This is a genomic window from Pseudomonas sp. GNP014, assembly GCF_054344005.1.
This window is the reverse complement of record NZ_JBTGUS010000001.1, coordinates 1,399,322-1,424,786: the sequence shown is the minus strand read 5'-3', so window position 1 is coordinate 1,424,786 and position 25,465 is coordinate 1,399,322. Positions and strand designations below refer to the sequence as shown.

Annotated in this window: 18 protein-coding genes; 2 read left to right on the top strand and 16 right to left on the bottom strand. The window is 62.4% G+C overall.

The genetic code is table 11. From position 1 onward, the window contains the following. The 11 genes from pgaB to ACXX9E_RS06465 all read right to left on the bottom strand — a co-directional run bounded on the left by pgaB (window position 1) and on the right by ACXX9E_RS06465 (window position 13,310). The gene (gene pgaB / locus ACXX9E_RS06515) at window positions 1–1,998 is read right to left on the bottom strand and encodes a poly-beta-1,6-N-acetyl-D-glucosamine N-deacetylase PgaB (RefSeq protein ID WP_458555191.1); all 1,998 of its coding nucleotides are present in this window, start codon (window positions 1,996–1,998) and stop codon (window positions 1–3) included. Window positions 1,999–2,010: 12 nt separating this feature from the next. After that, the gene (gene pgaA / locus ACXX9E_RS06510; protein ID WP_458555190.1) at window positions 2,011–4,491 is read right to left on the bottom strand and encodes a poly-beta-1,6 N-acetyl-D-glucosamine export porin PgaA; all 2,481 of its coding nucleotides are present in this window, start codon (window positions 4,489–4,491) and stop codon (window positions 2,011–2,013) included. A gap of 257 nt (window positions 4,492–4,748) precedes the next feature. Next, window positions 4,749–6,254, bottom strand: coding sequence for a YdgA family protein (locus ACXX9E_RS06505; protein ID WP_123470406.1), 1,506 nt, complete (start codon window positions 6,252–6,254; stop codon window positions 4,749–4,751). A gap of 317 nt (window positions 6,255–6,571) precedes the next feature. Next, window positions 6,572–7,207 carry an NADH:ubiquinone oxidoreductase subunit N gene (locus ACXX9E_RS06500; protein ID WP_123470404.1) on the bottom strand — a complete coding sequence of 212 codons (636 nt, stop codon included), beginning with the start codon at window positions 7,205–7,207 and terminating at the stop codon, window positions 6,572–6,574. A 93-nt stretch (window positions 7,208–7,300) separates the two neighbouring features. Beyond that, window positions 7,301–8,743, bottom strand: coding sequence for an efflux transporter outer membrane subunit (locus tag ACXX9E_RS06495; RefSeq protein ID WP_123470401.1), 1,443 nt, complete (start codon window positions 8,741–8,743; stop codon window positions 7,301–7,303). Further along, window positions 8,740–9,627 carry an efflux RND transporter periplasmic adaptor subunit gene (locus ACXX9E_RS06490; RefSeq protein ID WP_222833924.1) on the bottom strand — a complete coding sequence of 296 codons (888 nt, stop codon included), beginning with the start codon at window positions 9,625–9,627 and terminating at the stop codon, window positions 8,740–8,742. Before ACXX9E_RS06490 ends, ACXX9E_RS06495 begins: the two co-directional genes overlap by 4 nt. Next, window positions 9,624–9,833: a DUF1656 domain-containing protein gene (locus ACXX9E_RS06485; protein WP_027611129.1), complete on the bottom strand. Its 210-nt coding sequence runs from the start codon at window positions 9,831–9,833 to the stop codon at window positions 9,624–9,626. The genes ACXX9E_RS06490 and ACXX9E_RS06485 overlap by 4 nt, the downstream gene beginning before the upstream one ends. Beyond that, window positions 9,830–11,893 (bottom strand): FUSC family protein, encoded by a 2,064-nt coding sequence (locus ACXX9E_RS06480; RefSeq protein WP_447808315.1) that lies wholly within the window; start codon window positions 11,891–11,893, stop codon window positions 9,830–9,832. Before ACXX9E_RS06480 ends, ACXX9E_RS06485 begins: the two co-directional genes overlap by 4 nt. Then, complete coding sequence (locus ACXX9E_RS06475) at window positions 11,890–12,318, bottom strand: MarR family winged helix-turn-helix transcriptional regulator (protein WP_177490613.1); 429 nt, start codon at window positions 12,316–12,318, stop codon at window positions 11,890–11,892. Before ACXX9E_RS06475 ends, ACXX9E_RS06480 begins: the two co-directional genes overlap by 4 nt. 131 nt (window positions 12,319–12,449) lie before the next feature. Then, window positions 12,450–12,695 (bottom strand): DUF2789 domain-containing protein, encoded by a 246-nt coding sequence (locus ACXX9E_RS06470; protein WP_123470395.1) that lies wholly within the window; start codon window positions 12,693–12,695, stop codon window positions 12,450–12,452. 153 nt (window positions 12,696–12,848) lie between these two features. Further along, entirely contained in the window at window positions 12,849–13,310 is a 462-nt protein-coding gene (locus ACXX9E_RS06465) for an aminoacyl-tRNA deacylase (protein WP_123470393.1), read from the bottom strand. A gap of 153 nt (window positions 13,311–13,463) precedes the next feature. Here ACXX9E_RS06465 and ACXX9E_RS06460 point away from each other — a divergent pair, with 153 nt between their 5' ends. Both ACXX9E_RS06460 and ACXX9E_RS06455 read left to right on the top strand, forming a co-directional pair. Further along, complete coding sequence (locus tag ACXX9E_RS06460) at window positions 13,464–14,015, top strand: NfeD family protein (protein ID WP_458555189.1); 552 nt, start codon at window positions 13,464–13,466, stop codon at window positions 14,013–14,015. Between the two features lie 2 nt (window positions 14,016–14,017). Next, window positions 14,018–14,776: a slipin family protein gene (locus ACXX9E_RS06455; protein WP_150603973.1), complete on the top strand. Its 759-nt coding sequence runs from the start codon at window positions 14,018–14,020 to the stop codon at window positions 14,774–14,776. Between the two features lie 66 nt (window positions 14,777–14,842). Here ACXX9E_RS06455 and ACXX9E_RS06450 read toward each other — a convergent pair whose 3' ends face one another. From ACXX9E_RS06450 to ACXX9E_RS06430, 5 genes are read right to left on the bottom strand one after another with little or no spacing between them, the layout of a single operon-like run. Further along, window positions 14,843–15,787, bottom strand: a complete 945-nt coding sequence (locus ACXX9E_RS06450; protein ID WP_458555188.1) for a sulfotransferase family protein — start codon at window positions 15,785–15,787, stop codon at window positions 14,843–14,845. Next, window positions 15,775–16,560, bottom strand: coding sequence for an aspartyl/asparaginyl beta-hydroxylase domain-containing protein (locus tag ACXX9E_RS06445; protein WP_458555187.1), 786 nt, complete (start codon window positions 16,558–16,560; stop codon window positions 15,775–15,777). Before ACXX9E_RS06445 ends, ACXX9E_RS06450 begins: the two co-directional genes overlap by 13 nt. 15 nt (window positions 16,561–16,575) lie before the next feature. Further along, complete coding sequence (locus ACXX9E_RS06440) at window positions 16,576–18,096, bottom strand: TolC family protein (RefSeq protein ID WP_458555186.1); 1,521 nt, start codon at window positions 18,094–18,096, stop codon at window positions 16,576–16,578. Between the two features lie 46 nt (window positions 18,097–18,142). Beyond that, on the bottom strand, window positions 18,143–24,532 hold the full coding sequence (locus tag ACXX9E_RS06435; protein WP_458555185.1) for an Ig-like domain-containing protein: 6,390 nt from the start codon (window positions 24,530–24,532) through the stop codon (window positions 18,143–18,145). 56 nt (window positions 24,533–24,588) lie between these two features. Beyond that, window positions 24,589–25,434 carry a sulfotransferase family protein gene (locus tag ACXX9E_RS06430; RefSeq protein WP_128614043.1) on the bottom strand — a complete coding sequence of 282 codons (846 nt, stop codon included), beginning with the start codon at window positions 25,432–25,434 and terminating at the stop codon, window positions 24,589–24,591. Between the last annotated feature and the right edge of the window lie 31 nt (window positions 25,435–25,465).

Sequence of the window (25,465 nt, the reverse complement as noted above, 5' to 3'; positions counted from 1 at the left end):
TCATGGGTTCCATTTGTTGGAGAGTGCAGGCCTTACGGTTTTCAGGTCCGGCAGGTTGTCGAGGAAGTTGTCCGGGTAGTAACCGAAACTGGTCGCGCCCTGACGCTTGAGGCGGCCCATCCAGTCGGCGAGGTGCGCGCCGTCGATGTCGGCCTGATCTTTTTTCGTCCAGTCGCGGGCCTGCAACTCGAACACCGTGCGGTTCAGGGCACCGGGGCGCTTGCTGACGGTTTGCACCAGGGTTTCCAGCCACGGGCCGGACTCGGCCTGGGTCTGTTTTTCCATCAATGGCATGGCCATCGGCGCGGTCCAGTCGTAGGTCTGCAAGAAGTCGTCGAGGTTCTGCGCGTACCAGGCTTCGCTGTCGGGATTGAGCATCGGCTCGGCGAAAATATTGCGCGCGGTCAGCACCTGCGGGCCCCGAATGGCGCGGACTTTGGCGGTCAGCTCGTTGGTGAAGTCGATCAGGTAGCGGCTCTTGAACCGCGTCCAGCGCTGCATTGCCGCCGGATCATCGCGCAGGGCGGCAATCGAACCTGGCAAACCGTGGGCGACGTAGGCTTTCAACGCCTCGGGGCCGGCGTCCTCGAAGTCCGACAGAATCGCGTCGTCGTGATAGAGGATGCCGTCGACCGACGTCAGCCGTGCTACGTCTTCATAGATTTCGCCGATGATCCGTCGCACCTCCGGATCGAACGGCGACAGACGTTGGTACTGATCCGGATCGACTGAGGTGGTGCCGGTTTTCGGGTCCCACCGGGTCACCCGCGGCAGTTTCGAGTCGAGACCAAAACTCAGCACCGGCATCCACGCAAAGACCTTCACGTTAGCGCGGGTACGTAGTTGCCAGGCGACGCGGTTAAAAATATCCGCACGTACCGGCAAGTGACGGTTGGGGAAGTACAGCGAGTGCACCAGACCATCGCCCTTTGGGTCGGCAAAGGCTTGCAGGAACACCGTGTTGGCGCCCATGTCGGCCATGCGCTGCACCAGTTTGCCGAGGTTGATGTCCTGTTGTGCCGGGTCCGGGTCGTAGACGTTGTCCAGATCGACGTGCACCACACGCATGACGAAATCCGACTGCACGTCGACGATGCTATTGGAGAACACCTCGCCATCGGGATCGGAGGAAACCAGGAAGCGCGGGCTACTCATCAGGTTGTCGAGGGCATCGAGACCGTCGTCGAGGGTCAGGGCCATTTCGTAGCCCTGGTCGCCGATCACCGCCAGCGAAGTACCGTCCGCCGCGCCGTAAGGCCAGACCCAGATGCGCGGCTTGTAGCCCGTGACCTTGCGAATCTTTTCCGAGATGGTCGCGACGTCGTTGCGGATCCGCGCACGGAAATCCTCTTCGGACTCGTAGCGTTTGGTCACCGGATCGTAGCGTCGGGTTGCCGCCGCCGGCTGCATGTTGCCCTGCGGGTTGGCGAGGATGCCTTTGTGACTGGCGTCGGTGTGGGCGGCGATTTCCACCAGACCGGATTGCGAGATTTCGCGGATCTGATCCCAGGTCAGGAAGTCGGAACGCGCGCGCGGGGCGCCAGCGAAGTCCACCGGTTGATTGAGCGGCGTGTCGATCCAGACGCCGACCGGGGCCAGCAAGGCGTGCCAGTTGTAGGCGCGCAGCACCGGCAGCACGCGGGTATAAAAGCTCGCATAACCGTCGTCGAAACTGAGCAGGATCGCTTTCGCCGGCAGCTCCGGGCCGCCCTTGCGCGCGGCCATGATCTGGTCGACCGTCACCGGTTTGTAGCCGTTCTCGCGCAACCAGGCGAGCTGCTCGATCATGCGCTCGGTGCGCACCGCCACCACCGCCTGATCAGGGTCGCGGTCTTCGACGTCGTGATAAGCAATGCCGAGCACGTGATTTTTCGGCCACGGTTTTTCACTGGCCGCCAGCGGGCGTTCGGCCGGCGGTGCGAAGGCCGGGGCTTGCTGGGCGCAGGCGCTGACCAGCAGCACTCCCAGCAGAAGGATGAAACGCGAAATCAAAGGCATCTTCAAACTCTTCTAGAAGCGGAAAGTGAGGTCGACGAGCAGACGCAGATCAGTTTCCCGATCACCGTCGTAGGGCCGGTTGATCACACTGAACAAGCCGCCCACCTCGAACACGTCGTTCCAGGCATAACGCTGGCCGTAACCGAGCAGCGCCATGCCGCCGGTGCCGTGATCACGCTGGCTGTACGTGCCCGCACCGGCCTGGAACTGCTGGCTCCAGGAGGTTTCGTAGCGGTGGTAGAGCACGTGATTGACGTCGACCAGCGGCATCACGCTGAAGTCGGATTTCGGGTTGAAGTACGGCACATCCTCGGAGTTGGAGTTGTGGCTGGTGCCGACTTCCAGACCGGCGTCGACCTGCACGTTCGGTGCGCTGTAGACGCCCTCGCGCCCGGTGAGCAAGGCCTCGACGCGGTTGTTGCCGTCGCTGAAGTGCGACGGACTCACCGACAGGCGCCACTCGCGGCTTTCGTTGGCGCGCCAGCGAATGAAACCGCTGCCACCGTTGGCCTTGATATCGCTGTTGAGCGCGCGCAGCGGTGTCTCGGCCGACAGGTATTCGAGGCTACCGCCGTATTGCCAGTGGTCATTGATGTCGCGGGCGATTGCCAGACGTGCGCCCTGCTTGTCACCAAAACCGTAGGAATGGTTGGAGACTTCCGCTTCGAGGGTCATGTCGCGGGTACGCCGCTCCAGGCCCACACGCTGGAAACGGTGGTTGCCGGTGCCTTCGGCAAAATCGCCAGTGGCGTAGCCGACGCCGGCGAACACCCGCCAGTCTTCATCAATCGGTGGGCTGTACAGGGTGCTCTGAATGCCAAAATCGCGGCTGCCACTGACGGCTCCCGCATCGCCACTGCCGCCACCGTTGGCCTTGCCGCCGTAGGCTTCGACGCGCAGTTCGGACATGTCATGCACTTCGCGCTCACGCGCTGCACGCTGGACCTGACGGTTATCAGGGAATCGCGCGACCACGTCATCGGTCAGCGCATCCATCTGCCGCCATTCCTGCAGCGTCATCGCCGTGCGCGCCTGCGCGACTTCCAGGCCCATGCTGCGCGGCACCATGCTCTCGGTTTCCTTGAGCTGGATTTCCGCACGGCGCGGCCATTGCCGCGCCAGATACAGGTCGGCCTGGGCCAGACGCAGGCCGACATTGCCGGGGGCCTGATCGACCAGCGTCTGCAGGCGTTCTTCGCTGTGGGGCAAGTCGGAACCATAGGTGCCGGCCTGCGCGGCCAACTGCTGGGCGTCCATCCATTCATGGTTGGGGTTGCCGATCGGCAAGCCTTTGAGTTCGATGCGCGGACGCTGGGTCTTGGCCAAGTCTTCGGCGACCTTGCGGGCCTCTTCGGCGCGGTCGCTTTCCAGCAACGAGTAATACAGCGCGGTGGAATCTTCGAGGCGATCACCGACATCCGCGTCGGGTGCCGACAGCACTTGGCGATAGAGGTCGGTGGCGATTTCCGGCTCACGCTGGTCCAGATACGCCGCCGCCACCCAGCGCAGGGCGTAGGTCGGAATGTTCACGCCTTCGGCTTGCAGCTTTTGATATTCAGCAATGACGTCGGCGGTGCGCGCCCGGGCCTTGAGCGCGCCCATGCGGTCGATGCGCCAGCGGATCACGTCATCGTGTGCAGTCGCGTCGGGCGTCCAGGTGGCGAGGAGTTTGTCGTAGTCGGCCAACGCCCGGTCGGCGATGACGTAGTGCTCTTTCTCACTGCGGGTGGCGAGCTCGGCGAGGCGCACGCGTTCGGCGGCCAGATCGCCTTCGAGGCGACGCAGGATGACCGGATCGATCAGCCCGGGGCGTTGATTGGCCAGGCGCAACGCCGGCTCCGGCAGACGCGCCTTTTGCAGGGCGACCACGTACTCTCGGGCAACTTCCGGCTTGCTGCCGGCGCGGATGAAGGCCTGATCGTATTCGAACAAAGCGTCGTAGGGTTTGTTGTCACGGGTCAGGGCGTACCCCAGTGCCAGACGACGCGCAGGGTCATCGGGTCTGGCCGCCACCAGCGCTTTGGCGCGGGTCACCGCTTCGTCGGGTTTGCCGGCGTCGGCCTGAGTCAGGGCCAGACCGAGTTGCAGATCAGCGTTATCCGGCTCCAGCGCCAGGGCCTTGTTATAGACCTGAGTGGCTTGATCCCAGCGCTTGAGGTTGCGGTAGGCGCGCGCCGTGGCGGTCAGCGCCTGAACCGGCAGGACGCGGTCGCGGCCCTGGGTCTCATAAACCTGCACCACTTCGGCATCGAGACCGGCCCAGCTGGCGATTTGCAGGTGATCGCTGACCTGCCCGGTCGTCGACTGGCCGGGAGGCACCTGACGCAATACCGTCAGTGCAGGCGTGTACTGCCCGGCACGGGCGTCGCGCACCATTTGATCGTAGGGTGTGTCGGCAAACGCCAGTGCCGGCCAGAGCAATTGGCTGCACAGCGCGACACGAAACAATGGGCGTAAACCACGATGTAATACGGGAACATCAATACGCGGCATTCGTCAGCATCCTTACATGGCTAGCCGGGTCGCAATGCCCTCCTTGCCCATTCGTAACGATGGCCGCGATCAACCATCCACGGCCAAGCTTAGTCAGGCAGTCTTGCACGCAAGCGTAGACCAGGATCCGCAACGCAATAATTGTTCAGAATCGTGCCGGCGATTCCATCGTGGCACCGAAACCCCGAACGCCAGACAGCAAAACGCCCGGCGTCTGCGCAATGCAGAGGCCGGGCGTTTTCATTTAGCGCGCAGTATTACTGCACTTGCGTGACGCCGGCGAATTTGCTCATCAGGAAGCCGACGAACTGCTCAACGGTCATTTTCTGGCCGTTGAACTCCACTTGATTGGCGGCGTAATGCAGCTTGGTCACGACGTTGGTGCCATCCAGGGTCGCCAACTGCGAACCGACGGCCATGCCGGCAAACATGTCGGCCGCCTCTTTGGACTGATCGACGATCGCTTTGGCGTCGGTCTGGCCATCCAGTTGCGCCTGCACGCTGAGCAGGTCGATCAGCATCGGCTTGGACACCTGGATATTCAGGTCCAGCAGGGCAATCAGTTGCTTGCCCAGCTGATCCGGCGGCAGGTCCATCGACTGCGGCTTGGTCAGGTCGACCACCAGATTGGCGCGGCTCTCACCGTTGGCGGTTTTCAGCGACAGGTTTTCCAGCGCCACTTGCGGCCCGGCGGCCAGCAGTTTCTGCAGGTCGGCTTTGACTTGAGCATTTTCCGCTTCGGTCAGATTCAGCTCGGGAGCCGGCAAGCCGGCTTCGGCAGCTTCGGCGGCGGCTTTTTCATACGGCTGCAGTTTGGTCTGGTAGATCTGCATCAGCGACATGGTCGACGGGATATCGAGGTTTTTCAGGCTCATGGCCATGGCGGCCGAGCCGATTTTCTTGTCGTTGAGGCTGATTTCGCCAATTTTGTAATCGGCGCGGCCCGAGGCATTGCTGCCGCTTTCTTCGGTGAGGTTCTTCATTTCGAAGTTCTTCACGCCGAGCACCGACTGTTGGGTGCCGAAGGTGGTCTTGCTGTTGGTCAGCTCCAGGGTGTTTTCGCCGGTGTAGTAGCCATAGCTGCTCTTGGCGAGGTTGCTGGCCAGGGTCAGACCGTTGAGCTCGACCTGCACGGGCGCCTGATCTTCGGCGACGGTGACCAGTTTCAGGTTGTCCATATAGCCGTCCGCCTTGACCTTCTGTGCCTGGGCACTGGCGGAGATGTTCAGGGTCAGGCCGGAGAACTTCAGGCTGGACTGTTCATCCAGCGCGGTTTCCAACGGCAGCAGGTCGACGGTGCTGGTGGTGGATTCGTCGTAGCCGATGTTGGTCACGCCTTTGAGCGGGGCAGCGCCCTTGGCGGCGGCGAACCATTTTTCAGTGGCGGCGTTCTTTTCCAGCTCATAGTTGCTGGTGGCCATGACCGGCAGCCATTTCAGCGACACCAGGCGCGAGAACGGCAGCGGGCCGTGCTCGATGTGGTCGACAAACAGCAGCTCGACCGGTTTGTCACCGAACATCTCGCCTTCGCCCTTGAGGCGGTAGTGCGCGGTGCTGGTGAAGGTGTGACGCTCCAGCGACACCAGCTCCAGCGACGCGGTGCCATTGGAGCCGGCCATCGCGGTCTGCAGCTCTTTGTTGGCGTTGGTGACGGCGTTGTTCAGCACGCCTTCGATCTTGGTCCCGGTATACCAGGCCCCGCCGGCGCTGATGGCGCCGATCGCAACAACAATCCCGAGTAGCACGCCTGCTGATTTATTCATGAATGACCTGATCGATTTCCGTGGCTGTGAGTGTGGTCGTCTTCCCTGAACCCGTGATCGGGTCGCGGCTCGACTGCGCTGAATTCAGCGGTGGAGATTAGCACCGGGCACGCGAGGAGGCCCAATGTTTAAAGGTTAAAGAGTGTCTATAGGGGGAATGGACAGCTGACAGGCCGGGAGAGTTTCGCTGTTGGCACAGACGCTATCGCTGGCAAGCCAGCTCCCACAGGATTGGTGGGTGTCCACAAAATTCGAGAACACCACAAAAACTGTGGGAGCTGGCTTGCCAGCGATGAGGCCGGAGGATTCACAGAAAATCAGGAATACTGAACCTCGATTTCATCGAGTTGATGATCAAAGCTCTTCAGCCGTGCGGTCCAGGTGTACACCAGCACTTCAAAATCCCGGTCAATCACCGCCCCGCCCGGCCCGTCGGCGCGGGGGTCGCAGAAGTCCAGTTGATAGCGCTCACGGGCCATGGCCGTGGCGACATCGGACAATTCCCGGGCGTTGTTCAACCAATGCCAGCCCTCGCCATCAATTTGCTTGTCGAGTTCCAGGCACTGCTTCTTCAGCGCTTCGAGGCTTTTTTCCAGCGGCGTGCCGGTGAGTTCGCCCATGACTTCGGCGAAGGTGCGACCCGGCTGCCAATAGCTGCCCCAGAAATACCGGTCGAACACGGTTTCGACCCGACGCAGGGCGACTTTGGTGTCCCAGATCAGCACCAGGGTCCTGCCCTGTTCAAGCTGTCGTTTTTTGACCCGCTGCACCTGGACCGACGCCCACGCGACCACGACGATCGCCATGACCGCGATCAGCGCGGTCGCGCTGTCGAGGAACACCATCGCCTTGTCGATCTGGTGGGCCAGCATGATGCCGTAGAAATAGGTGGCCGAGAGCAGCACCAGCGCTGCGATGGCGCACCAGAAGCCGAGAGCGTAAGGGTTTTTCATTATTGGTTTCCCCTAGACCAGCGCTAGCAATGTGCGCTGAAGGGGCGCCTTGCTCGGGGCGCCCCTCCAACACTTCAAAGCATAGCAACGGCCTCAGGGTTTGCTGGCGGTTGTCGCTTGCGTTCGTCCGCTTTCCCAACCGCCGCCCAGGGCGAGGAACAAATCGATCTGGCTCATCGCGACCTGGGTGTTGGCCGCGGCCAGTTGCGCGGTGACGTCGGTGTAAGTACGGGTCGCTTGCAGGTCGGCGAGGAACGACTCGCGCCCGGCCTGGAAGAAGCGGTGGGTCTGGTCGGCGGCCAGTTTCGCCGACTGCTCGGCATCGGCCAGCGCATCGCGGCGTTGCAGCAACGCGCTGTACTGGGCCAGACCGGTCTGGGTCTCGCGGATGGCGTTGAGCACCACGCCGTCGAAATGCGCCAGCGCGCCTTGGGTCGAGGCTTCGGCTTCACGAATGCGCGCGCGGGCGCCGTTGGTCGGCACTTTCCAGCTCAACGACGGGCCGAAGCCCCAACGGTTGGTCGACGGATCGCCAAGGTCGGAAACAATGCCGACGGTGCCGATGGTCGCGCCGATGCTGATGTCCGGGTACAACTCGCCCGTGGCGATACCGATCCCGGCGGTCGCGGCGGCGAGACGACGTTCGGCCTGACGTACATCGGGACGGCGCTTGAGCAGCGCCGCACCGTCGCCGACCGGCACCCGTTGGGCGATTTTTGGCAATTCGGCGCAGGTGGCGGTGCCGGCCGGCAATTGCTCGACCGGTTTGGCCAGCAGCATCGACAAGCGGAACAAACCGGCCTGACGCGCCGCCTCATAGCGCGGCATGTCGGCGCGCAAGGATTTGAATTGGGTTTGCGAACGGGTGACCTGGGTTTCATCGCCACGCCCGGCATCGCGCAGGCGCTGAATCAGCGTGGTGCTCTGCGATTGCAGGTCGAGGGAGTGCTGGGCGATTTCCCGCTCTTCATTGGCGGCGCAGACCTGCGTATAGGCGCGAACCACGTCCGCCACCAGGGTGATGCGCGCGGTGTCGGCCGCCGCTTGCGTGGCATCAGCGTTGGCTTGCGCCGCTTCGATGCCGCGTTGCAGCGTGCCCCACAGGTCGAACTGGTAAGAAGCACTGATGCCGATGTCAGCGACGTTGGCCACCGGTACTTTTTCTGGCAACAGGAACGCCTGACCGGATTCCTGCAAGCGCTGCGCGCCCATCTTCACGCCGCCGCTCCAGCCTCCGGCCGCTTTGGCTTCATCGACCTGCGCACGGGCCCGCGACAGGTTGGCCGCGGCCACGCGCAAATCGGTATTGGAAGCCATGGCCTGCTGCACCAACTGGTCCAGGCGCGGGTCTCGATACAAACGCCACCAGTCCGCCGGCACCGGTGCTGAAACCACCGGTTTGCCCTCCACGGCCAATTCGCCCTGAAAATCCTTGCGCTGCACCGCCGCGTCAGCGGGCAGGTGATAATCCGGCCCGACCATCTGACAGGCCGAGAGCATCACGCCCAACCCGGCGATCATCAGGGCCCTGTTCATTGCGCAGGCTCCTGCTTTTGCTCGTCGATGATCGACACGGTCGCGGTGCGGCCGGCGATCATGCGAAAGTCTTCCGGCACATCATCAAAGGCGATACGCACCGGAATCCGCTGCGCCAGGCGCACCCAGCTGAACGCCGGGTTGACGTTGGGCAGCAGGTTGCTGCCGCTGGTGCGGTCACGGTCTTCGATACCGGCGACGATGCTTTCGACATGCCCGCGCAGCTTCGCTTTGTCGCCGATCACACGGATGTCGACAGACTGGCCGACATGGATGCCGTCGAGTTTGGTTTCTTCAAAATAGCCGTCGATGTGGAACGAGTTGCTGTCGACCACCGACAGCACCGGCCGCCCGGCCGTGACGAACTCTTGCGGACGCGGTGCACGGTCGTTGACGTAGCCGTCCACCGGACTGCGGATCACCGAACGGTCGAGGTTGAGCTGGGCGCTGTCCACCGTCACCAGCGCTTCAGCCAGCGCCGATTGCGCGCGGGCGACCTTCGACAGGCTTTCTTCCAGCTGTTCGGCCGGCACCAGATTGCCCAGGCCACGGTTACGCTTGGCCTCACGCTGGGCCTGGGCGAGGGTTTCTTCGCGATCGGCAACCGTTGCTTTAGCTTGACGCAGGGCCAGTTTGAAGCGGTCCTGGTCGATGCTGAACAGCACCTGGCCGCGTTTGATCAACTGGTTGTCCTTGACCTCGACCTGCTGGATCAGCCCGGACACGTCCGGGGCGATCTGGATGATGTCGGCGCGGATATGGCCGTCACGGGTCCACGGCGCAAACATGTAATACATCACCATGCGCCAGACGAGGACGACGGCGAAAGTCACGATCAGCAGGGTCAGGACCACGCGACCGATAGTCAGAAACGGTTTTTTCATGTCATCAGGTATCGACTGAGTGAGTCCACGCCATACAACAGCACGGCGTAGAGAGCCACGTTGAACAATGCCCGGTGCCAGACCAGACGGTAAAAGTGCAGGCGTGTGAGCACGCCGTGCACCAGCAGAAACAACACATAGGTGATGCCCATCAGCACCAGCAGGGTCGGCAGGAAAATGCCGCTGATATCCAGATCACCGATCATAGGGGCGCTCCATCGGGCAGCGGTTCTTCGGCATCGCCGGTGCTGACAAATTCCACACCGGGCAACAGCGCCAGGCGCAAACCGCTCAAGGCATGCAACAGGTTTAACCGGGTTTCCTCATCGCCGTGCCCTTTGAGCGCACGGCGCGCGCGGTCCATCGTCATCAATAAAGGACTCGGCGCCGGCAAGCGCTCGCCCGCCTTCAGACAGGCGCGGAAATACTCGCCGACCTCGGCCACCACTTGTTGCAGCAGGACCTGCGGCGCGCCGCTCACGCGTGGGGTATAGGCCAGCAGATCGAGCAGGTTCAGGCCCACGCGCACTTCCCGCATGGCAATGCCGGTGTCCTGACCGGTCATGGCCAGGCGTGGCAAGTGCTGCATCAAGCGGTCGAGCAGTTGCACGCCCAAGTGCCGGTGTTCAGCGAGGTTGGCCGGCTCGGTCATGTGCACGATGTCCTTCCAGCTGAAGCGGGTCAGGCGTTTGGCGGCCAGTTCGACGCCGAACGGGCGGGCGATCAGGGTCCAGATAAACGCGAACAGCAAACCGATGGGGCCGGCCAGGTTGGCGTTCACAAAGGCGAAGAAGTCCGCGTCGTACGCGCCCTGAATGCTGATGAAGGACGAGGTGTTGACCAGCGTCAGAAGCATGCCGAGGTAGAACCGCGGCTGTACCGTCAGGGTGCCGACACAGATGAACGGAACCGCAAACGCCAGCACCAGCATCGGAAAGTCGTGCAGGTTCGGCAGAATCAGAAACAGATAGAGGCTGGCGAACAATACCGACATCCCGGTCCAGAAAAAGAACCGGTAGATCTGCGGCGCCGGGTCGTCCATCGAGGCAAAGAAACTGCACGCCACCGCCGCCAGAATCACCGCACTGCCGCCATCCGGCCAGCCGAGCAGGATCCACAGTACCGAGGCGACGATGATCGCCAGAATGGTCGAGGCCACCGAATACAGCATCATCCCGCGATCGAGAAACGGCGTCAGACGCCCGAGGCGCCAGTGCCGGTAAACCGCACGCCAGCTGTCCTGCCGTTCGCAGAGAATCGCGTCCTGCAGGCTGCGGCAGTCCTGCCACAGATCGATGAATTCACCGAGGCGATAAATCGCGTTGGAAAACAGCAATTGCTGGCGGTCTTCCAGCGCCTCGCAGCTTGGCTGCAAAGCCTGAAGCTGATCCTTGAGCGCCCGCCAACGCGCCAGGTCGGCGTCGTTATGGCCGAGCCATTGCTGGGTCGCAGTCAGCAGCGGGGCAAACTTTTCCACCAGTTCCGGCGTGCGTCGTTCGAGGGCGTAGAGCGAGTCTTCGAGGGCGTCGATCACTGGCAACAGGTGGATCATCCGCCCGCGCAGCTCCTTGGTGTTGCGCACGGTTTGCGGCCTCGCGCCTTCGTGGGGCAACTGGCCGATCATCAATTCGAGGCTGTTGAAATTGGCGACCATGGCCATGCGCAAGGCCGTGATCTGCTCAGGCTGCACGTCGCGGCCGAGAAATTTCAGGCTGTACGTCGTGGCATCGGCGAACCACTTGCCGACGGCGTCGTTGAACACCGGCGCCAGGCGGCGCGGCCAGAACATCGCGCCGATCACCGCAGCCACGGCGATGCCGAGGAAAATCTCTTCGGTGCGCGCTTCTGCCACATCCCACACCGCCAGCGGGTTATCCACCGTCGGCAAGGCAATCAGCGGCAAGGTGTAACCGGCGAGCATCAGCGCGTAGTTATTGGCGGTACGCAGGTGCAGCGACAGGAACAGCAAAATCCCCGTCCACAAGGCAATGACCACCACCAGCACATACGGGCTCTGCACGAACATCGGCACGAACAGCACTGCCGCTGCGGCCCCGAGAAAGGTGCCGATGGCGCGGTACAGCGCCTTGGAGCTGGTTGGCCCGAGAAACGGACTGGAAACGATATACACCGTGGCCATCGCCCAATACGGACGTGGCATTTGCATGAGCAAGGCGATGTACAGCGCGATCATCGACGCTGCAAAGGTACGGACCCCGTAAAACCAGTCACGGGCCGGCGGAATGCCAGAGAAAAAACCGTTCAAGACTTGATCACCACAGGCGGATGGGCCACCTCAAAAGCGCGCAGTACCCGAAGCGCAGCCTCCAGATCACTCTGGTCGATGCCTTCGAGTACCTCGTGACGCAGGCGCACCAGTTCGGCTTCCACCGCTTGCACCAGCTCGCGGCCGGTATCGGTCAGGCTCAGACATTTGGCCCGACGGTCCTGGACATCTTCGGTGCGGCAGACGTAACCGGAATGGCACAACTGATCGAGCAGACGCACCAGCGACGGACTCTCCATCCCGGCCGCCTGCGCCACTTGCACCTGACGCACGCCCTCACCCAGCCGGCCGATCATCAAGAGCGGCACGGCGCAGGCTTCGGAGATGCCGTAGTTGACCAGCGTGGTCTGGCAGATTTTCCGCCAGTGTCTGGCGGCCACCACCATGGCACTGCTGATGTTCATCTGGAGAGCGTCGAGGGAATTCGGCACGGGGCAATGCACACTGTTAGTTTGCTAACTATCAATATCGCATTGGCAGGGAATTTCAGTCAAGTTTTGAAACAAATGTTCCTTGAAGCGTTTCTGCACATCTCCTACGTATCGCGTCCCTTGCGCAACATCACATCCAGCTGATCTACCACTTCCGCCCAATCGGCATCATCGAGAATCTCGCCACGCAAAAAATCGGCCTGGCTCTTGCTCCAGAAGAACGCGTCCGCCAGGTGCAATTCCGGCTTGAGTGGTGAATGGGTGGCGATGAATTGCTCGATGCTGGTGGGGTCGCTGCGCAGTCCCAGTTGGTCGAACAGGCACGGCAGGCTGTGGATTGGCTGTTCCATGGAGGACTCCTTGAGAAAACAGGTGTGTGGAAGAGCAATCGCGGACAAGCCCGCTCCCACCGTGTTTTCGGGTGAACACACTATTGGTGAACAACCCGATACCTGTGGGAGCCTGGCTTGCCCGCGATAGCGCCAGCCCGAGCGCCGCCAACACTAATGGCTCAACTCTCGTACCTCGGCATGCGGCACCATCTTCAAAAACTCGGGCATGCTCATGTGCAGCAGATAGTTGTGGTTGCCGGCCTCCAGGTAGATGTCTTTCTGCCGGGTCAGCAGCGGGTCGATGACCATGTCCAGGCCATAGGAATCACCCAGCGGAGGCACCGCACCGCGCTCGCAGTCGTCGAAGATGTGCGCCAGATTGCTTTCGCGGGTCAGTTGCCATTCACCGCTGGTGCGCACCTTGCTCAAGTCCAGATGCCGGCTGGCCGGCAGCACGGCCATCAAATAGTGCCCGTGATGGTCGTCGAGGATGACCGACTTCGCCACTCGCTCGGCAGGCACCCCGCTAACCCGCGCGGTCTCCAGGCTGCTGGACGAATGCCGGTGGGCGACGATGTCGTATTCGCAATGCGCCCGGGTCAGGCTGCTTTGCACCTTTCTTGCCATACGCATGATGCACCTCGGTGTTGCGCTGAACGGTTATTGCCGTGTTTTGAGTCTAGTCCGGCGGGCCGCTGGCAGCGGGAAATCCGCTCACTGGACAGCTGCGCACGTTGATCAACATTCGTCCCGCCCCACCCTCAACTAGACTGAAAGAACCAGCCCATGACGTTCGCGGAGGGTCACGTGAACAGCCGATGTTGTACGTTTGCCATATTACTGCTGCTGAGCGGCTCAGCCCTCGCCGCCGATACGCCGTTGCCGGCCATGAGCCCGGTCGGCCTGTGGCTGATCACCCTCGGCATTGTCTTTCTGATCGCCGAAGCCGCGCTGCCCAACTACGGAGTGATCGGCCTGGGCGGGATCATCATGTTCGTGATCGGCGCGCTGATTCTGGGCAACGCCGAATTGCCGGTGCCGATGATCATCGGTCTCGGCCTGCTCAGTGCCCTGCTGCTGAGCGCATTGATCGTCCGCGCCCTGAAAACCCGTCCACGTCATGCCGTCAGCGGCGATGCCGGGCTGGTCGGCAGCGTGACGGCGGTGACCACCGTGCAAGCGGAAAACGCCCACAACGGCTGGGTGCAATTGCAGGGCGAACACTGGCAAGTGCGCAGCGCGACACCCCTGCACACCGGGCAATCGGTGCGCGTGGTCGGGCGTAAAGGCTTATTGCTGAAAGTCGCCGCAACTGACGCGGTGCGTCACGGAGAGTGATCATGGGTCTGCAAATCGGTTTTGTCGCGCTGCTGCTGTTGGTGATCGTCCTCGCCGGATCGACGTTCCGCATCCTGCGTGAATACGAACGCGGCGTGGTGTTCCAGCTCGGGCGCTTCTGGCAGGTCAAGGGGCCGGGGCTGATCCTGCTGATTCCGGTGGTGCAGCAAATGGTCCGGGTTGATCTGCGCACCGTTGTTCTCGATGTGCCGCCGCAGGACGTGATCACCCGCGATAACGTCTCGGTGAAGGTCAACGCGGTGTTGTATTTCCGCGTGCTCGACCCGCAGAAGGCGATCATTCAGGTCGAGGACTTTCTCTCCGCCACCAGCCAACTGGCCCAGACCACCCTGCGCGCAGTGCTCGGTAAACACGAACTCGATGAACTGCTGGCCGAGCGCGAACAGTTGAACATCGACATCCAGCAAGTGCTCGACGCGCAGACCGACGCGTGGGGCATCAAGGTCGCCAACGTCGAGATCAAGCATGTCGATCTCAACGAGTCGATGGTCCGCGCCATCGCCAAACAGGCCGAAGCCGAACGGGAACGGCGGGCCAAGGTGATCCACGCCGAAGGTGAGTTACAGGCGTCGGAAAAACTCATGCAGGCCGCCGAAATGCTCGGGCGCCAACCTGGCGCCATGCAATTGCGCTACATGCAGACCTTGAGTTCGATTGCCGGCGACAAGAGCTCGACGATTGTCTTCCCGTTGCCGATCGAGTTGCTCAAGGGCATGGCGGATCTGTCGGGAAAATCATGAACAGCAACAGATCGCAGCTTTCGGCAGCGCCTGCAGAGCAGGCCTTCCCCCGCAGGCTGCGATCCTTTAAACGCCGCGCATTTTCTCCAGAGCCGCATAGGGTGCACACGCGCAAGCCTGCAACCGCGCCCGCAACAGCGGCGACGCTTCACGCCGTTTGGCCTCGCCATCGGCCACAAAGGCCTGCGCGGGCTGCTTCGCGTGCTGCGCGGCGGCCAGCCATACCTGTTGGCGCTGTTCGGCCGTCAGTTTGAAAAACCGCGCCAAGCGCCCCGCCATCGCATCGGGCAGTTCGCTGTAGTTGACCAGCGCACCCGCCGAGTCACGGCAGTGCACCACACCGGCCTCGAGCAATCGTCCCAGGCGCCGGGCGATGAAGTCCTCGCGTCCCACGAACGGCAAACCGTCTTCGAGCACGCAATCCCCCAGCATGCCCGGAACCATGTGCATCCCGGGACGACGCAGGTGCGAAACGGCAATTTCCACAGGATCGCGATACAGAAACAGCCACGGCGTGTCGGGAAAACAGGCCTGCAACAGCGGCCATTCGCCGATACTCCAGGCATCGAGCTTGATCACCAGCCGGTGCTCGGTGCCACGACGCCGCTGTCCATAGGCCGAAAGCAATCCGCAGATGGCCGCGCGCCGTTCGCCGGCCGGCAGGTCGCTGCGCAACAGCGCATCCAGCGGTGGCGGTTCGGACACCACGATGTGATCGTCGAGCCGCGCGAGCATCTGGCTGATCAGCGTCGAACCACAGCGAGAGGCATGCAGAATGAACGCGCTCGGTGCCAGGCCCGGGCTTTGCGCCTGCCAATCGCTGAGCGCCGCCAACGGCGTCTGCCGGCGAAAGGCCTGATTGAACGGTAGCCGCAACGCATCCTCCACCGCCTCGCGGAAAAACGGCTGATGCAACGGCGTGTCCGCGAACCAGCACCAGTCCACCTGCCATTGCCCGGCGACCGGCCAGACGCGGATCGGCAACCAGCCGTCGAAGCTCAGCCGTGCCATTGTTCGTTCCACTGCCGGCGACCATTGCGCATTGCCGCGCGCAGCTCTTCACGGGTCAAGGCCAGACCCTGGGCAGCAGCCAGTTGCAGGGTGCGCTCGATGAACGTTTCCGGGTCGCCGATGGCCTGCAATGCCGCCGCCAGCTGCGCATCACCGTCGAGCACACGCTGCAATGGTTGCAGCGGCGAATCCGCCGTCTGTGCTGCCGGGGTATCGCGCAAGCCTTCGGCAATCTTTGCCAGTACCCAGGCCGTCGGGCGGCAATCAAGCACCAGATGAATCCTCGCCGAGGCGTCGCGGTTGTCCACGCGATGGGCTCGGGCAAGATCGAGAAACCAGCATTCCCCCACCGTCATCGGTACACGCCGGTCTTCCAGCCAGAAGTCCACAGCGGGTGGGCTGAGCAGCGGAATGTGCAGCCGCAGATCCGCTTGCGGGCCGTCGAGATCGTAGTCGCGGTGTTCGTGAATGCGCCCGCCAGGGCCCAGCCGTAACAGGCGCGCGCTGACAATTTCCAGCGACAGCGCATGCAGCCCGCGTTGCCAGCGCTCATCCCGCAACCAGGGCGCACGAGGCACCGACGCAGCCTGCCCGGGGGACAATTCGGTCAGCGCATCGGCTGACGAAATCAGCGCCACGCCGCTCCAGTCGCCGGTGAAATAGTCGCTGTTGAAATGCCCGCGCCAGGCCTGCTCATCAATCGCCGCCAGCGCTTGCAACAACAACGGCAAATCCACCGTCACCGGCAGGCGCGAACATGCCGGCCGGCTCACGAGCCCACCCGGCGCTTACCGGGCCGGCGCCGCAGCATGCGCCACCGGCACCGAAATATCACCGGCCGCCCAGGCCGATTCTCGATTGGCCAGTGCGGTGGCGATCGACTGCACTTCGGTCGATTGCACCTGATCCGGCAGTGGATCGAGGCCGGCACTGGCGAAGATCTGTCCGTACGCATTGCGCAGATCGGCGTAGGACAGGTCGCGGCGCAGGTCTGCTTGCAGGTTGTTCAACTCGCCCTGAATCAGTTCCAGTTCACCAATGCCCGCCGCCTGATGACGATTGCGCAACTGGCCGACGATTTGCCCGTCGATGTCCGACAGTTGCTGGCTGGTCTTGAACTGGCGCAAGGCCTCTTGATAGTTGGCGTTGGCCACGTAGAGCTGCGCCAGCACCGCAATCGACATGGCCTGACGCCGCGCGGCGGCCACTTCCTCGCCAGCCTTGGCGACATCAATGGCCGCCGGAGCGGAGATCACGTTGAACAGGTTCCAGGTGACTTTCACGCCATAGTCGGCCCAGCCCTGTTCGACCAGGAACGAGTTGCTGTCGTAATGCCCGCCGGCGGAAAACTCCAGGCCCGGCAACAGACGCAGCATGGCCTTGCGGGTTTCAGCGGCGCTGATGCGGGTCTGGTAATCCTGCTCACGCAGTTCCGGACGGCTGGTCAGCGCCTCCTGTTCCAGTTTCGCCAGATCGACCTTGAGTTCGGGAATCTGATAACCGTCATCGGTGGCCAAGGTCAGGTTGGTGCCCAGCGGCAGGTTGATCAGGGTCGCCAGTTCGGTTTTCGCCAAAGACAGGGCACGGCGCTGCTCTTCCAGTTGCCGGGTGGCTTCGATCAGCGAACGTTGGTAGCTGAGCGATTGCACCGGGTCGCCAATGCGCTGGTCGCTCATGCTCTGGCTGTTGCGCCGGGCGGTGTCGACACGGGCCATCAGGCTGTCGATCTGCTTGAGCAGACGTTCGGCGGCCATCGCTCGCCAATAGGCCGAGCGCACATCCTGAACGATGGTGTTGATCACCTTGCGGCGACGCTCCTGGACGATCAGGCGTTGGTCGCCCTGCTGTTTGGCGCTGATGTAACTGACGCCGAAGTCCAGAACGTTCCAGACCATGGTCAGGTCGGCGACTTCACGGTCGCGATCCTGCGAGGTCGACGGTTCCAGCGACTGAGTGCCGGTACGTACGCTCTGGCTGCTGGAGGCGTTGACGTTGTTGCGCCCGACGTAACCGGCGTCCAGCGCCATGCGCGGCAGCATGTCGAAACTGGCGAGGTCGAGCTGCCGCTTGGCCAGCGCCTCCTCCATGATCTTCAAGCGGCCTTCGAGGTTGTACTTCACCGCGCGAGCCATGGCCTGGTGCAGGGTCAGCGGGCCGCGCAGCGGTTCCTGATCCTTGTACATGCTTTGCAGGTCGCTCCTGGCCCGCTGTTCACTGATGCTGCGTTCAATCGGTTCACTGGTCACTGCACATCCGCTGATCGCCAGCGACAGCAGGCTGGCGCCGAACAACTTCTGACTTCTTTTCATCCCTGGATCGCCCCTAGGTCCCGCACAGTGTTGAGTAATGGTTGGTTCAGGCCGATATTTCGCTGATGCCGACCTGTTGCAGTGCCGCCGCCAGGTTGTCGACCCGGTGCTGTTCGTTGTCTTTGAGTTCTTGCAGTTGCTGCCCCAGCGTCGGCGCACCAAACACGCCGCGCAGGCCTTGAGAAACGTCGCCAGCCTTGAGTGACTGGCTGCCAAACGCAGTCAACGAATCGCGGTCGGCGGCACTGTCTTGATTGAACAGGCTCGATAACGTGCTGGTACCGAATACGCCGCCATCACCGCCGCCAAAGCCGAGGAAGCCGTGACCGGATCCATCACCGCCGTTGTCACTGCTGCTGAACACTTGCGCAATGAAGCTCGGGCTGAGTGCACCTTGATTGATGAAAATATCGCCCAGCGGGCGGATGCCGTTGCCAATCACCCGTTGTTCGAACAGCGGCGCAAAGGTCAGCGGTGAGCCGATATCGCCGGTGGGGGCGGTGAAAATGATCGGTTGCAGCGGGATGTTCGGCGGCGGTGGCGGCACCACCGGATCGCTGCTGCGAATCAGTGGATCGGGAATCACCACGCTGGTTGGTGTCGAGGGTGGAACGACCGGCGGCACGGTATTGATCACGTAATTGTTCGAGCTGCTGACACCGCTGCCACTGTTGCCGGAGGCATCGCTGACACCCGCGCTGTTGACGCTGATCGCATTGCTGGCACTGTTGACGTTGGCATTCGGTGTCAGCGTCGCGGTCCAGGTCTTGCCGCCGTCGCTGCTGCTCAGGTTGGACAGGGTGCCGTTACCGACATTGATGTCTGCCAGATCGAAGCCGCTCACCGCCTCGTTGAAGGTGATGGTCACCGCCGATGTCTGGCCGATGCCCAGGTTCGGGTTGGCAATCACCACCGTCGCCGTTGGCCGTTCGCTGTCGAGACCATAGTTGTTCGACACCGCCACCGTGCTGCCGACGTTACCGGCCAGGTCTGTGATGTTGCTGGTGTCCAGCGCGATGAAGTTGCTCGGGTCGGTGACATTCGCGGTCGGGGTAAACGTCGCGGTCCAGGTCTTGCCGCCATCGCTGCTGCTCAGGTTACTCAGATCACCGTTGGTCACGCTCAGGTCGGACAGGTCGAAATTGCTCACCGCCTCGCTGAAGGTGAAGGTCACTGTGGTGGTCTGACCGATCCCCAGATGCGGGTTGGCGACCACGATGTCCACCGTTGGCCGGGTCGCGTCGAGCGCGTAGTTGTTGGAAATGGCGATGCTCGCACCAAGGTTGCCGGCCAGATCCTGCACGCCGGCAGTGTCGACGATGATCAGGTTGGTCGCATCGTTGACGTTGGCGGTTGGTGTCAGCGTGGCGGTCCAGGTGATGCCGCCGTCGCTGCTGATCAGGTTCGACAAGGTGCCATTGGCGACGCTGATGTCCGACAGATCGAAACCGCTCACGGCTTCGCTGAAGGTGATGGTCACCGTGGTGGTTTCGCCAATGCCCAGGCGATTGTCGGCGACCACGATAGTGGCGGTCGGCAACGCGGTGTCGATGGCAAAGTTGTTGGAGTCGGTGGTGCCGACGCCACTGTTGCCAGAGGCGTTGGTGACCCCGCTGTTGTCGAGGGTGATCAGGTTGCTGGTGTCGGTGATGTTGGCGGTTGGCGTCAGCGTGGCGGTCCAGGTGATGCCGCCATCGCTGGAGCTGACGTTGCTCAGGGTGCCATTGGCGATGGTCAGGTCCGCATTGCTGAAACCGCTGACCGCCTCGCTGAAGGTGATCGTCACGATCGAGGTTTCCCCGGCCTTGAGCGAGCTGTCCGCAACGACGATGGTCGCGGTCGGCACTTCGGTTTGCACCGCGTAGTTGGCCGAGTTGGTGGTGCCGGTGCCAGTATTGCCGGCCAGATCGCTGATGCCGGAGTTGTTCAGAACAATCAGGTTGGTGGTATCGCTGATGCCGATGGTCGGAGTGAACGTCGCCGTCCAGGTGATGCCGCCGTCGCTGGACGAGACGTTGCTCAACGTGCCGTTGGCGACGCTCAGGTCGGCATTGTCGAAACCGGTGACCGCTTCGCTGAAGGTGATGGTCACGGTCGCTGTTTCACCAGGACGCAGATCGTTGTCGCTCATGACAATCGTGGCGGTCGGACGCTGACTGTCGACCGCGTAGTTGTTCGAATCGGTGGTACCGCTGCCAGTGTTGCCGGCCCCGTCGACCACTCCAGTGTTGTCCAGGGTGATCAGGTTGCTGGTGTCGGTGACGCCGGCCGATGGGGTAAACGTCGCGGTGTAGGTGATGTTGTCCGAAGTGCTCAGCGCGGAAAGTGTGCCGTTCTCGACGGTCAGGTCTGCCAGGGTGAAACCGGTCACCGCCTCGCTGAAGGTAATAGTGACCGTGGTGGTCTGACCAACGCCCAGCGCCGTGTCGGCCACCACAACGGTCGCGGTCGGGCGCTGGGTGTCGATGGCGTAATTGTTCGAATCAGTGGTCCCCACTCCCACGTTGCCGGACCCATTCTGCACCCCGGTATTGTCCAGGGTGATCAGGTTGGTCGCGTCGGTAATGTTGGCGGTCGGCGTGAAGTTTGCCGTCCAGGTGATGCCACCATCACTGCTGCTCACGGCGCTCAGCGTGCCGTTGGCGATGGTCAGGTCGGCGTTACTGAAACCGGTCACGGCTTCGGAGAAGGTGATAGTCACCGTGGTGGTTTCGCCGATGCTCAGGCTGTTGTCGGCAACCACGATAGTGGCGGTCGGAACCATGGTGTCGATCACGAAATTGCCGGAGTTGGTGACGCCGGTGCCGGCGTTACCGGCCAGGTCAGCGATGCCGGTGTTGTTCAGGCTGATAAGGTTGCTGGTGTCGTTGATCCCGAGAGTGGGCGTGTATGTCGCCGTCCAGGTGATCCCGCCGTCGCTGCTGCTCACGGCGGTCAACGTGCCGTTGGGTATGTTCAGATCGGCGTTGGTGAAGCCCGTCACCGCCTCGGAGAAGGTAAAGGTCACCAACGAGGTTTCACCGGCGCTGAGGCTCGTGTCGGCGACCACGATGGTCGCTGTCGGACGTTGGGTGTCGATGCTGTAATTGTTCGAATCCGTAGTGCCGCTGCCAGCGTTGCCGGCCAGGTCAGCGATGCCGGTGTTGTCCAGCGTCACCAGATTGGTGGTGTCGTTGATGCTGGCGCCCGGAGTGAACGTTGCGGTCCAGGTAATACCTCCGTCACTGCTGCTGACTGCGCTCAAGGTGCCGTTGGCGATGGTCAGGTCGGCGTTGGTGAAACCGCTGACCGCTTCACTGAAGGTGATGGTCACCAGCGATGTGTCGCCGATTTTCAAGGCCGTGTCTGTGAACACGATGGTGGCCGTTGGGCGCTGGTTGTCGATGGCGTAGTTATTGGAGTCGGTGGTGCCGCTGCCCTGGTTGCCGTTGACGTCACTGACCCCGCTGTTGTCGAGGGTGATCAGGTTGGTGGCATCGGTAATGTTGGCGGTCGGCGTGAAGGTTGCCGTCCAGGTGATGCCACCATCACTGCTGCTCACGGCGCTCAGCGTGCCGTTGGCGATGGTGAGGTCGGCATTAGTGAAGCCGGTCACGGCTTCGGAGAAGGTGATGGTCACCAACGACGTTTCGCCGATTCTCAAGGCGTTGTCGGCAACCACAATAGTCGCCGTCGGGCGCTGCGTGTCGATGGCGTAATTGTTCGAGTCGGTGGTGCCGCTGCCGGTATTGCCGGACAAATCGGAGAGGCCGGTATTGGCCAGGGTGATCAGGTTGGTGGTATCGCTGATGTTGTTGGTTGGCGTGAGGGTGGCCGTCCAGGTGATCCCGCCGTCACTGCTGCTCAAACCGCTCACGCTGCCATTGGCCACGGACAGGTCGGCGGTGGTGAAACCGGTCACGGCCTCGCTGAACGTGATGGTCACCAGCGAGGTTTCCCCTGCCTTGAGCGCGGTGTCCGCAACGACAAGGGTGGCCGTCGGGCGCACGGTGTCGATGGCGTAGTTGTTGGAATCGGTTGTACCGCTGCCGGCGTTACCGGCCAGGTCAGCGATCCCGGTGTTATCCAGCGTCACCACGTTAGTGGTGTCGGTGACACTGCCACTGGGCGTAAACGTCGCCGTCCAGGTAATGCCTCCATCGCTGCTGCTCACGGCGGACAACGTGCCGTTGGCGATGGTCAGGTCGGCGTTGGTGAAACCGCTGACCGCTTCATTGAAGGTGATGGTCACCAGCGACGTTTCACCGATTTTCAGGGCCGTGTCAGCGACAACGATAGTGGCCGTCGGGCGCTGGGTATCGATCACATAATTGCTGGAATTGGTGGTACCGACACCCACGGTACCGTCAGAGACCGCCGCCACACCGGTGTTGTCCAGAGTGATGACGTTGGTGGTGTCGGTAATCCCGTTGGTCGGCGTAAAAGTCGCGGTCCAGGTGATCCCGCCATCGCTGCTGCTCACGGCCGTCAACGTGCCGTTGGCGATGGTCAGGTCGGCATTGGTGAAGCCAGTGACCGCCGTGTTGAAGGTGATGGTCACCAGCGAGGTTTCGCCAATTTTCAGCGCACTGTCCGCCAGTACGATGGTCGCGGTCGGTGGTTCGACGTAATTGGTATTGAGCGTGCCGCCGGTACTGTAAACCGCAGCAGTGGCACTCGGCGAGCTACCCGTCGCACCGCCGTTTGACGGGCCTCCGGCACCACTGGCCGCAGCGTTGCCGGTGATCGCCGCGAAGTTGGCAGCGGTGATCAGTACCGTGCCGCCGTTGTTCCAGATGGCCCCGACACCACGGCCACCGTCACCGCCGTTGGCAATGTTGCCGCCGCTGCCACCACCGCCGCCGCCACCGCCCGCCGCGAGGTTATTGCTGATGACCGATGTGCCGATGACTTTCAAGGTGCCGGTCGAGGCGTTGTAGATACCGCCGGCCGCATTGCCACCGACGCCGCCAACCGAGTTCCAGCCCGAACCACCGCCGCCACCACCAATGGACAACGTGCCATTGGTCGCTGAGCCGCCGTTGCCGCCGTGGCTGTAACCGGCGGCGCCATTGCCGCCGAGGCCGCCAGTGCTGGTACCGCCGCGCCCGCCCATATCGTTCGAGGTGTAGCCGCCGCCATAACCACCGGTATTCGCTGTGCCGACCCCACCGGCATAGGTTGAGTTGCCCGGGCCTGTCGAACCACCATGGCCACCGTTACCGCCGCCGATCCCGCCACCACCGCCGCCGCCGCCGCCGGAATAACCTCCGGCCACCCCACCGCCGCCACCACCACCGGAAGCGGCGTTGGCAGTCACCGTGACGTTATTGAGCGTAAGAATGCCGGCGTTGAAAATCCCGCCGCCCATGGCGCCTGCTGCCGCCGCGCCACCGTTACCGCCATTGCCGGCCACCAATCCCTTGGTGATCACCAGCCCGTCCAGCGTCACGGTGGCGCCGGAAGTGATTTCCACCACGCGGGTCTTGTATTGCCCGTCGAGGGTCACGTCGGCCACGCCGTCGTTGTTCAGATCGCCATCGACGGTGATGTTCTTGTTGATCAATAACTCGGAGTTGAGTTGCACGGTCATGCCGGCGTTGAACGTGACGATGTCGCCGTTTTGCGCAGACGCCAGAGTCGTACGCAACGAGCCGACGCCCGAGTCGAGGTTGTTAGTCGCGGTCCAGGTGGCAAGGCCCCATTGATATTCACTCATCGCCTTGGTCGACAAGACGTTGGCGCTCTCGATGCTGCCGGTGGCAATTTCCAGATCCCAGTCGCCGCCGACACCGGTGCGGTTGTTCGAAGCGGCTACATCACGGCCGGTCAACTGCGCCAGCGAGTCGACGAAACTCAAGCCGCGATCGCCCTCGGCGGTGTAGCAGCCGTAGATCAGGATGTCGCCGCCAGCGTTCATGTCCTTGCCGATTTCGCCGAGGATGGCGCTGCGTTGCGCGACGTTGTCCGCAGACAGATAACTGTTGCCCAACCACAGATCGCCAGCGTTGCCGTGGGCAATGATCTGCACTGAACTGACGCCATGATGTTGATCGAGGTAATCGGCGATCTGTTGCAAACCATCCTTGGTGGCGTCGAGTTTCACCACTTGGGTGCCAGGGGCAACGCCCTGAACCAGGCTGTCGGCATCTTTCACACGCGAATCGACGAACACCACGCTCTGGCCAGGCACCGCCACCGGGCTGGCGGCCGGTGTGGCATCGGCCTGACCATGGGTGTCCTTGCTGGCGACCGGGTGATCGGCGGTCGGCGCCTTGGCGGCATCCGCCGCAGGGTGGCTGTCAGCCTGGGCAGCCGTATCGGCCACGGTGGCAGCCACTGCGCCGTCGAACAGCATGCGCGGTTCCAGCGACATGATCATCGGCGATGCCAGCGAACGCTGACCCTCGGTTGTCCGTGACTTGACCTTCGCACTGCCAAAAAGAGACCACCACATGTTGCTCACCCGAACTCGAACGAATGTACGTGACGCATCAATAAAAAACGCCGCGATCAGTTGATCGCAGCGTCGGACTTCATACGAATGACATTGGCGGCGCTGGCTGAGCCATCGAGCCAAAAGGACAAATCGGCGTATTGCTTGAACAGGTCCGGCGGCAGGATCGTGCGCCGAGACTGCAAGGCGACCTTCGGCTTGACCTTGTGCAGGCCGGCCAGGCCCAGGCCCTGATCGAATTCTGGTGCGTCGTAGGCCAGGTGCTCGAAATCGTGCTCGAACCAGGGTTCGTCGATGAAGTCGTAAACCAGCCGCAGCACCCGCTCAGGCGCCTGAGTCAGCAAATCGTAATCAACGATCAGCAGCGAATCGGCGTGCTCGCCGTAATAGGCTTCCTTGAGCGCTGCCCAGGCAAAACCCACCAGCCGGTTACGCTGCGCCAGGGTTTCGCAGCGGCTGTAGACCGTGTTGCGCTCGACGGCGTCGCCGAACAGTTTGGTGTTTTCATAAGGATTGGCGCGGTACAGCCGCTCAAGGCTGTCCATCACCCACGCGACGTTGCGCACACAAGCGATGACTTTGGCTTTGGGAAACAGGTCATTGAGTGCCGGCAGCCGCGAGCTCCACTGCCGATTGGTGTCGAACACCACCGGTTTATCGACTTTGTCGGCGTAGTAGGAGTCGAACAGACCGCGCAGCAAACGGCGGCGCATGGGGGTGTCGATCACTGCGCCGAACTCGCTGCCGGCGCCGCATTGCTCAAGCACGCTGGAAAACAGGGCGCCAACCGGGCTGGTCATTCCGGCGTGAAAGCGCGGGTTCTGCAAAAGGATCGCAGAAAGCAGGGTCGAGCCCGAGCGCGGCAAGCCGGAAATAAAGTGGAACTGCTGCAATCCATTCACCGTAGTCGGAAGTCCTTTTGTCCGACAGAGC

Excerpts from the sequence above, each read along its gene's own strand:
- pgaB (WP_458555191.1), bottom strand. The coding sequence starts at position 1,998 with ATGCCTTTGATTTCGCGTTTCATCCTTCTGCTGGGAGTGCTGCTGGTC.
- pgaA (WP_458555190.1), bottom strand. The coding sequence starts at position 4,491 with ATGCCGCGTATTGATGTTCCCGTATTACATCGTGGTTTACGCCCATTG.
- ACXX9E_RS06505 (WP_123470406.1), bottom strand. The coding sequence starts at position 6,254 with ATGAATAAATCAGCAGGCGTGCTACTCGGGATTGTTGTTGCGATCGGC.
- ACXX9E_RS06500 (WP_123470404.1), bottom strand. The coding sequence starts at position 7,207 with ATGAAAAACCCTTACGCTCTCGGCTTCTGGTGCGCCATCGCAGCGCTG.
- ACXX9E_RS06495 (WP_123470401.1), bottom strand. The coding sequence starts at position 8,743 with ATGAACAGGGCCCTGATGATCGCCGGGTTGGGCGTGATGCTCTCGGCC.
- ACXX9E_RS06490 (WP_222833924.1), bottom strand. The coding sequence starts at position 9,627 with ATGAAAAAACCGTTTCTGACTATCGGTCGCGTGGTCCTGACCCTGCTG.
- ACXX9E_RS06485 (WP_027611129.1), bottom strand. The coding sequence starts at position 9,833 with ATGATCGGTGATCTGGATATCAGCGGCATTTTCCTGCCGACCCTGCTG.
- ACXX9E_RS06475 (WP_177490613.1), bottom strand. The coding sequence starts at position 12,318 with ATGAACATCAGCAGTGCCATGGTGGTGGCCGCCAGACACTGGCGGAAA.
- ACXX9E_RS06470 (WP_123470395.1), bottom strand. The coding sequence starts at position 12,695 with ATGGAACAGCCAATCCACAGCCTGCCGTGCCTGTTCGACCAACTGGGA.
- ACXX9E_RS06465 (WP_123470393.1), bottom strand. The coding sequence starts at position 13,310 with ATGCGTATGGCAAGAAAGGTGCAAAGCAGCCTGACCCGGGCGCATTGC.
- ACXX9E_RS06460 (WP_458555189.1), top strand. The coding sequence starts at position 13,464 with ATGACGTTCGCGGAGGGTCACGTGAACAGCCGATGTTGTACGTTTGCC.
- ACXX9E_RS06455 (WP_150603973.1), top strand. The coding sequence starts at position 14,018 with ATGGGTCTGCAAATCGGTTTTGTCGCGCTGCTGCTGTTGGTGATCGTC.
- ACXX9E_RS06450 (WP_458555188.1), bottom strand. The coding sequence starts at position 15,787 with ATGGCACGGCTGAGCTTCGACGGCTGGTTGCCGATCCGCGTCTGGCCG.
- ACXX9E_RS06440 (WP_458555186.1), bottom strand. The coding sequence starts at position 18,096 with ATGAAAAGAAGTCAGAAGTTGTTCGGCGCCAGCCTGCTGTCGCTGGCG.
- ACXX9E_RS06435 (WP_458555185.1), bottom strand. The coding sequence starts at position 24,532 with ATGTGGTGGTCTCTTTTTGGCAGTGCGAAGGTCAAGTCACGGACAACC.